General features: G+C 69.6%; 9 protein-coding genes. 2 read left to right on the top strand and 7 right to left on the bottom strand.

The genetic code is table 11. The features are described from left to right. Window positions 1-168 precede the first annotated feature (168 nt). The 7 genes from ACFV2S_RS23615 to ACFV2S_RS23585 form a co-directional block, all read right to left on the bottom strand. A complete protein-coding gene (locus tag ACFV2S_RS23615; RefSeq protein WP_385562443.1) occupies window positions 169-1,557 on the bottom strand; it encodes an 8-oxoguanine deaminase in 1,389 nt (462 codons plus the stop codon). Window positions 1,558-1,605: 48 nt separating this feature from the next. After that, window positions 1,606-3,024: a nucleobase:cation symporter-2 family protein gene (locus tag ACFV2S_RS23610; protein ID WP_385562440.1), complete on the bottom strand. Its 1,419-nt coding sequence runs from the start codon at window positions 3,022-3,024 to the stop codon at window positions 1,606-1,608. A 71-nt stretch (window positions 3,025-3,095) separates the two neighbouring features. Continuing rightward, the gene (pucL, locus tag ACFV2S_RS23605) at window positions 3,096-4,019 is read right to left on the bottom strand and encodes a factor-independent urate hydroxylase (RefSeq protein WP_329852057.1); all 924 of its coding nucleotides are present in this window, start codon (window positions 4,017-4,019) and stop codon (window positions 3,096-3,098) included. A 5-nt stretch (window positions 4,020-4,024) separates the two neighbouring features. After that, window positions 4,025-4,414 (bottom strand): hydroxyisourate hydrolase, encoded by a 390-nt coding sequence (uraH, locus tag ACFV2S_RS23600; RefSeq protein WP_385562436.1) that lies wholly within the window; start codon window positions 4,412-4,414, stop codon window positions 4,025-4,027. Further along, window positions 4,411-4,935 carry a 2-oxo-4-hydroxy-4-carboxy-5-ureidoimidazoline decarboxylase gene (gene uraD / locus ACFV2S_RS23595; RefSeq protein WP_385562433.1) on the bottom strand — a complete coding sequence of 175 codons (525 nt, stop codon included), beginning with the start codon at window positions 4,933-4,935 and terminating at the stop codon, window positions 4,411-4,413. Before uraD ends, uraH begins: the two co-directional genes overlap by 4 nt. Window positions 4,936-5,090: 155 nt before the next feature. Next, window positions 5,091-5,429, bottom strand: a complete 339-nt coding sequence (locus tag ACFV2S_RS23590) for a helix-turn-helix domain-containing protein (RefSeq protein ID WP_385562667.1) — start codon at window positions 5,427-5,429, stop codon at window positions 5,091-5,093. 44 nt (window positions 5,430-5,473) lie between these two features. Next, window positions 5,474-5,728 carry a hypothetical protein gene (locus ACFV2S_RS23585; protein WP_078908558.1) on the bottom strand — a complete coding sequence of 85 codons (255 nt, stop codon included), beginning with the start codon at window positions 5,726-5,728 and terminating at the stop codon, window positions 5,474-5,476. 137 nt (window positions 5,729-5,865) lie between these two features. On the opposite strand from ACFV2S_RS23585, the gene ACFV2S_RS23580 reads away from it, so the two are divergent. Next, window positions 5,866-6,699, top strand: coding sequence for a TIM barrel protein (locus ACFV2S_RS23580; protein ID WP_383791338.1), 834 nt, complete (start codon window positions 5,866-5,868; stop codon window positions 6,697-6,699). 44 nt (window positions 6,700-6,743) lie between these two features. Continuing rightward, entirely contained in the window at window positions 6,744-7,634 is an 891-nt protein-coding gene (locus ACFV2S_RS23575; RefSeq protein WP_385562429.1) for a 2-hydroxy-3-oxopropionate reductase, read from the top strand. Window positions 7,635-7,712: the final 78 nt, after the last annotated feature.

Genomic DNA, 7,712 nt, shown 5'->3' with positions numbered 1-7,712 from the left:
TTGTTTTCCACGTGTGGGGGGGGGTGTGGGTGTGTGTGTTCCCCGTCGGGGGGGGGGGGGGGGGGGTGGGGGCCCCCCCCCCCCCCGGGGGGGGGGGCCGCGCCCCCCCCGGGGGGCCGGGGCGACCGACCGAGGGCCGTCCCCCTCGGTCGGACTCCATGGGGAGGGTCAGCTCTGGGCCGTGATCCGGGCCAGGCGCTGGGCCTCCGCGCGCGCGTCACGCGCGATCTGCTCCTCGTCGGCGAACAGGAGTCGGTTGTTCTCCACGATCTGCTTGCCGTTGACGAAGGAGGCGGTGACCGGGGCCGCCGCACCGAAGACGATGGCGGAGACCGGGTCGGCGATCGAGGAGTGGCCGAGGCCGTCGATCTTCCAGAGGACGAAGTCGGCGAGCTTGCCGACCTCGAGGGAGCCGATGTTGTCGGCGCGGCCGAGGACCTGGGCGCCGCCGTAGGTGCCGAGGCGCAGGGCCTGGCGGGCGTTGAGCGCGGCCTCGCGGTGGGCGCCGAGCCGGTTGATGAGGAGCGCGTTGCGCAGCTCCGTGTGGAGCTCGCCGGACTCGTTGGAGGCGGTGCCGTCGACGCCGAGGCCGACGGGGACGCCCGCCTTGAGCATGTCCGGTACGCGGGCGATGCCGGCGGCGAGGCGCGCGTTGGAGGAGGGGCAGTGGGCCACACCGGTCTTGGTGCGGGCGAAGGCCTCGATGTCGGAGTCGTTCATGTGGACGCAGTGCGCCATCCACACGTCCTCGCCGAGGAAGCCGGTGGACTCGAAGTAGTCCGTCGGGCCCATGCCGAAGAGCTCGTGGCAGAACTTCTCCTCCTCCACGGTCTCGGAGCCGTGGGTGTGCATGCGCACGCCGAGACGGCGGCCGAGCGCGGCGCCCTCGCGGAGCAGCTCGGTGGAGATGGAGAAGGGCGAGCAGGGGGCGACGGCGACCTGGGTCATGGCGTCGAAGGAGGCGTCGTGGTACTTCCGGACGGTCTCCTCGGTCGCGGCGAGCGCGCCCTCGGTGGTCTCGACGGCGAAGTCCGGCGGCAGGCCGCCGTCCTTCTCGCTGCGGTCCATGGAGCCGCGGGCCAGGGTGAAGCGGACGCCCATGTCGGAGGCGGCGCCGATGATGGCGCCGGAGAGGTCGCCGGAGCCCTGCGGGTAGACGTAGTGGTGGTCCATCGCGGTGGTGACACCGCCACGGGCCATCATCGCCAGGGAGCCCTGCGCGGCGGCGCGGACCATCGACTCGTCGATGCGCGACCACGTCGGGTAGAGCGCGACCAGCCAGTTGAAGAGGTTGTGGTCGGTGGCGAGGCCCCGGGTGATCCACTGGTAGAAGTGGTGGTGGGTGTTGATCAGGCCGGGCGTCACCAGGTGACCGGTGGCGTCGATCCGGCGGACCACGTTCTCCAGGCCCTCGGGCGCCTTGCCGGCGCCGATGGACTCGATCTTGTTGTCGGCGACGACCAGGTAGCCGGAGGCGTACTCGGTGTCGTTCGCGTCGACCGTCGCGATCGCCGCGTTCTCGATGACGATGCGCTGGGCTGCCGAAGGTGCTGCCATGGCGGTGCTTCCTTCATTCCTCGGGGATGGTGTGGGCACGGCAGGACCCTAGGAGGATTTGAGTGCCGGAGCCGCGTGACGGCTCCGGGTGCCGAGATGGTGGAAGAACAGATTGAGCAGGACCGCGACGAGCGCGCCGGCGCTGATGCCGGAGCCGAGCACGGTCTGGGCCCAGGCGGGGAAACCGGCGTAGAAGGTGGGAGCGGCGAGCGGGATGATGCCCGCTCCGAGCGCGACGGCCACCAGGATGATGTTCGAGCTGTCGTCGAGTCCGGCCTCGGAGAGGGTACGGATGCCGCTGACCGCGATCGAGCCGAAGAGGACGATGCCGGCGCCGCCGAGGACGGGCATCGGGACCATCGAGACGACCGCGCCGAGGACGGGGAAGGCTCCGAGGACGAGCAGGGCTCCGCCGGCGACGGCGACCACGTACCGGGAGCGGACCCGGGTCAGCGAGACGACGCCGACGTTCTGCGCGAACGCGGAGGTCGGGAAGCCGCCGAAGACGGGGCCGAGCAGGGTGGCGATGCCGTCGGTGCGCAGGCCCCGGGTGATGGTCTTCCCGTCGCTGCGGCGGTCGCAGATCTCGCCGAGGGCGAGCATGCCGGCGCTGGACTCGGTCATGAGGACCAGCATCACGATGCACAGGGAGAGGATCGCGGCGGGCTGGAACTCGGGGGCGCCGAAGGCGAAGGGGGCGGGCAGGGCCGCGACGGGCGCCTCGCGCAGGGCGCTGAAGTCCGCCATCCCGAAGGGGACGGCCGCGAGGGTGCCGATGAGCAGGCCGAGGAGCAGGGCGATCTGCTTGACGAAGCCCTTGCCGAAGCGCTGGAAGAGCAGGATGACGACGAGGGTGAAGCCGGCGAGTGCCAGGTACTTCATGGCGCCGAAGTCGGCGGCCGTCTTGTCGCCGCCCTGGGCCCAGCCGACGGGCACGGGCATCAGGGTGACACCGATGAGGGTGATCACGACGCCGGTGACGAGCGGCGGGAAGAAGCGCAGGAGCCTGCCGAAGAAGGGTCCGACGGCGAGGCAGAAGACTCCGGCGACCATCACCGCGCCGTAGATGGCGGGGAGCTGGTGCCCGGGGGCGCTGGTCTCGGCGATGGCGAGCATCGGGGCGATGCCGGCGGACGAGGCGGCGTTCACGAACGGGAGCCGGTTTCCGGCGAAGCGTCCGAGGCCGAGGGTCTGCAGGATGGTCGCGCAGCCGGCGATGAGCAGGCTTGCCGCGATGAGCCGGGTCATGCCGGCGGCGTCCAGGCCGACGGCCTGGCCGATGATGAGCGGAGGGGTGACGACGCCGGCGTACATCGCGGCGATGTGCTGGAGTGCCGCGGGGACGAGCCGCGAGGCGGGGAGCTTCTCGTCCACCGGGTGACACTCGGCCGGAGCCGGGCCGGGGGTGGACGGAGGGGTGGAACACGGGCCTTCGGCGGTTGCCGGCCCCTTTGCAGGCTGTGCCATGAGATTCCCTCCGGTCTGGTGCGGCCCCCGCCCGACTGCGGGCGGGCGGGGGCCGGTCACTCAGATGCCGCTTAGAGGTTGGTCATGTCGACCGGGATCTGCGCCGTGGCTCCGTCGCGGAGGACGGTGGCCTCGATGAGGCCGTACATGCGGTCGGCGGCGTAGTAGACCTCGTTGTCGTTCTTCAGGCCGAAGGGCTCGAGGTCCACCAGGAAGTGGTGCTTGTTCGGGAGCGAGAAGCGGACTTCGTCGATCTCCGAGCGGTGGTTGATGATGCGCGTGGCCATCTGGTACAGCGTCTGCTGCAGGGAGTACGAGTACGTCTCCGAGAAGGCCTCGAGCATGTGCTTCCTGGTCTGCTCGTAGGACCGCTCCCAGTTGGGCATGCGCTGGTCGTCGTCGGTCCAGTTGAACCGCCAGCGACCGGACACCTGGGTGGCCAGGATGCGGTCGTACGCCTCCTGGAGGGTGGTGTACTTGTCCTTGATGTAGCCCCAGAACTCCGAGTTGGTGGAGTTCATGACGACGAGGTCCTTGAGGCCGGAGATGACCTCCCACTTCTCGCCGTCGTAGGTGATCTGGGTGACGCGGGTCTCCTGGCCCTTGCGGGCGAAGGAGTGGTTGACCTCGTCCGAACCGATGAACTTGGAGTTGGCGTCCGAGGAGGCGATGCGCTCCCAGGAGTACTCCTCGATCTGGATGCGGGCCCGGTGGATCGGCTCCTGGCTCGTCACGAAGTGGCGGGCGAGGTGGATGCCGAACTGCTCGGCGGACTCGATGCCGTACTCCTTGGCGAACGCGAAGACGGTGTTCTTCGTCGTGTCGGTGGGGAGGCAGTGGGCGTTCGAGCCGGTGAGGTGGACGTCGTCGAGGTCGCCGGAGAGGGCGACGGAGACGTTCAGGTCCTTGATGTGGTGGGTGGCGCCATCCCGCGTGATCTTGACGACGCGGTTCTCTGCTTTGCCGTACTGGTTCTGGCCGAGAATCGTGGGCATGTCTGCTAGCTCCCTCGGTAAACGGAGTAGCCGAACGGGTTGAGCAGCAGCGGTACGTGGTAGTGCTCGCCCGGCTTGACGGCGAACGTGATCGCCACCTCCGGGAAGAACGCACCGCTGTCCCTTACGCGGGGGGCGTCCTGCTGCGCCTCGGCTTGCTTCTTTGCGAAGTACGTCTCGGTCTCGAAGTCGAGACGTACGTGGGTGGTTTCTTCCGGCAGCGCCGGCAGGTCCTTGCAGCGCCCGTCCGCGTCGGTGGCGGAGCCGCCGAGCGTGACCCATTCCGCGTCGGAGCCGCTGCGGGCCGCGAGCGTGATGGCCACGCCTTTGGCCGGGCGGCCGATGCTGGTGTCCAGGATGTGGGTGGACACCGAGGCGGTGGTGTCGGTGCTCATGCGGAGCTCTCTTCCTCGGAGGTCTCGACGAGACGGGTCAGGCGGATGCGGTTGATCTTGCCCAGTTCGGTGCGGACGATCTCCCGCTCCTGTTCGGGCGAGTTCCCGATCCGGTCCCGGACCGCGTCGCGCATCTGCTCGCCGGTCCTGCCGGTGGCGCAGATGAGGAAGACATGACCGAACTTGTCCTGGTAGGCCAGGTTGAGCTCGAGCATCTCGGCCTTGAGCTCCGCGGAGGCGCCGGCCATCCCGCTCTGTTCGCGGGAGGAGGTCGGGTCCCCGGCCTTCGGACGACCGATCGGCGGGTGCCCCGCCATCGCCTCGGCCAGGTCCTCGGTGGTCAGCTCGGCCATGGCGGCGTCACTGGCGAGGAAGAGGGCTTCGGCGGTGGTGTACGGGCGCTGGGCGAGAAGCTTGCTCCCCCACGCCGAACTGGAACACACCTCGTGGAGCGCGGCTACGGCCTCGCTGTCCGAGGAGGTGTTGAACCGGGTGAGACCCGGTGTCGTACCTGAAGTCACGGGAAGCCTCCGTGGCTGTTTTTCGCTGTGCGTCGGACGGGCTGCGGATAGCTAACGCCCTCCGCAACACAACGTCAACACTTTGTTGAAAACTCGGCCACACAAAAGCCGTCGTCCCGACATGCGGACGACGGCTTGTGGCCATACATGATCAACTACTCGCCCCTGGTGGCCTTTTCCCTGTTCAGGGCGGTCTCCCGGTTGAGGTAGTTGTACACGGTGAAACGGCTGACGCCGAGCGCGCCCGCCACCGTCTCCACTCCGTGGCGGACCGAGAAGGCACCACGCGCCTCCAGGATCCGGACGACCTCCTGCTTCGCCTTGCGGTCCAGTTCGGCCAGCGGCATCCCGTGCCGCCGCTCCATCGCCGCGAGGATGTGGTCCAGGGAGTCCGAGAGCTGCGGCAGCCGCACGGCGAGGACGTCCTCGCCCTCCCAGGCCAGGACGACGTCGTCACCCTCCGCCTGCGCGGGAACCAGCAGCTCGGCGCCCATGGCGTCCACCAGCGGCTTCACGGCCGAGACCAAGGGGTGCTCGCTCACTTCTCGCCCTCCCCGATGACGTTGACCTGGAGCGAGACGCGCGTGGCGCCCGCCGCGAGCGACTTGCGCAGCAGGGCGTCGACGGCGGTCAGCACCGCGTCGGCGCCGCCCTCCGCCGTGTTGCCGAAGGGGCCGACGTCGACCGCGTCCAGCTCCGCCGACTGAATGACCTCACGGGCCACGACCGCGTGCGCCGGCGCCTCGTCGAGGTCGAACGGCTCGGTCGTGAACTCCACTCTCAAACGCTCCATGGCCCCACGCTACGGCCCCACCCCGCCCCGCGGGAGCCCCGGACCTGCGGGGACCTCTTGACAAGTACGACGCCCGCCTTGCAACATTCCGTCAGACAGAAACTTACTTCCGCAATACGGAAGGAGCGCCGCCCCTCATGGGATACACGGACCAGCGCTTCGATGTGAACCTGTCGATCCTCTTCACGGAACTCCCGCTCCTGGAGCGCCCCGCGGCCGCCGCCGCGGCGGGCTTCACCGCGGTCGAGCTGTGGTGGCCCTGGATCGACACCGCCACCCCCGAGCAGAGCGAGCTCGACGCCCTCAAGAAGGCTCTTGAGGACGCCGGCACCCAGCTGGTGGGCCTGAACTTCTACGCCGGGCAGCTCCCCGGCCCGGACCGCGGAGCCCTCTCCGTGCCCGGGGAAGAGTCGGACCGCTTCCGCGCCAACATCGAGGTGGCCGCCGACTTCGCCGCCTCGGTCGGCTGCAAGGCGCTCAACGCGCTCTACGGGAACCGCGTCGAGGGGGTGGACCCGCAGATCCAGGACACCCTCGCCCTGGAGAACCTGGTCCTGGCCGCCCGCGCCGCCGACCGCGTCGGCGCGATCCTCCTCGTCGAGACCCTGAACAAGCCGGAGTCGCCGCTCTACCCGCTGGTGAGCGCCCCCTCCGCCATCGAGGTCATCGACAAGGTGAACGCGGCCACCGGCCTCGGCAACGCCAAGTTCCTCCTCGACATCTACCACCTGTCGATGAACGGCGAGGACGTCAGCCAGGTCATCGCCCAGTACGCGGCCAAGACCGGCCACGTCCAGATCGCGGACAACCCGGGCCGCGGCGCGCCGGGCACCGGCGACCTGCCGCTGGAGCAGCTCCTCGACGAGCTGAAGAAGGCCGGTTACGACGGCTGGGTCGGCCTGGAGTACAAGGCCGCCGACGCCGCCGCGTCCTTCGAATGGCTCCCGGCCGAGGCCCGCGCCGCCCGCTGACGCAGGCTCCCTCCCCGTACCACCTTGTTTTGAGAGGCACCCTCATGAGCAACCTCCCCAAGATCGCTTGGATCGGCCTCGGCATCATGGGCTCCCCCATGTCCGAGAACCTCCTCAAGGCCGGATACTCGGTCACCGGCTTCACGCTGGAGCAGGACAAGCTGGAGCGTCTCGCGAAGGCCGGCGGCAGCGCCGCCGCGTCGATCGCCGAGGCCGTCAAGGACGCCGACGTCATCATCACGATGGTGCCCGCCTCCCCGCAGGTCGAGGCCATCTCCTACGGCCCCGAGGGCATCCTCGAGAACGCCAAGCAGGGCGCGCTGATCGTCGACATGTCGTCGATCACCCCGCAGACCTCGGTCGACCTCGCGAAGAACGCCGCCGAGAAGGGCATCCGCGTCATCGACGCCCCGGTGTCCGGCGGCGAGGCCGGCGCGATCGAGGCCGTGCTCTCGATCATGGTCGGCGGCGAGCAGGCCGACTTCGACGAGGCCCTCCCGATCCTGGAGGCCCTCGGCAAGACCATCGTGCTCTGCGGCCCGCACGGCTCCGGCCAGACGGTCAAGGCCGCCAACCAGCTCATCGTCGCGGTGAATATCCAGGCCTGTGCCGAGGCCGTCGTCTTCCTCGAGAAGTCCGGCGTGAACCTCCAGGCCGCCCTGGACGTCCTCAACGGCGGTCTGGCCGGCTCGACCGTGCTGACCCGCAAGAAGGACAACTTCCTGAACCGGGACTTCAAGCCCGGCTTCCGGATCGACCTGCACCACAAGGACATGGGCATCGTCACCGTCGCCGCCCGCAACGTCGGTGCGGCCCTCCCGGTCGGCGCGGTCGTCGCCCAGCTCGTCGCGTCGCTGCGCGCCCAGGGTGACGGCGGCCTGGACCACTCGGCCCTGTTGCGCGCCGTCGAGCGCCTCTCCGGCCAGCAGGTCTGATCACCCGCCCCTTCACCGGGGCCCCTGATTTCCGGTCGGCGGCGGCGCTGACAACCTGTCCTGTCGCGCCCAGGCGTC

The organism is Streptomyces sp. NPDC059695 (assembly GCF_042733785.1).
In the GTDB taxonomy this organism is placed as follows: Bacteria; Actinomycetota; Actinomycetes; order Streptomycetales; family Streptomycetaceae; genus Streptomyces.
This window is presented reverse-complemented; position numbering and strand designations above follow the sequence as displayed.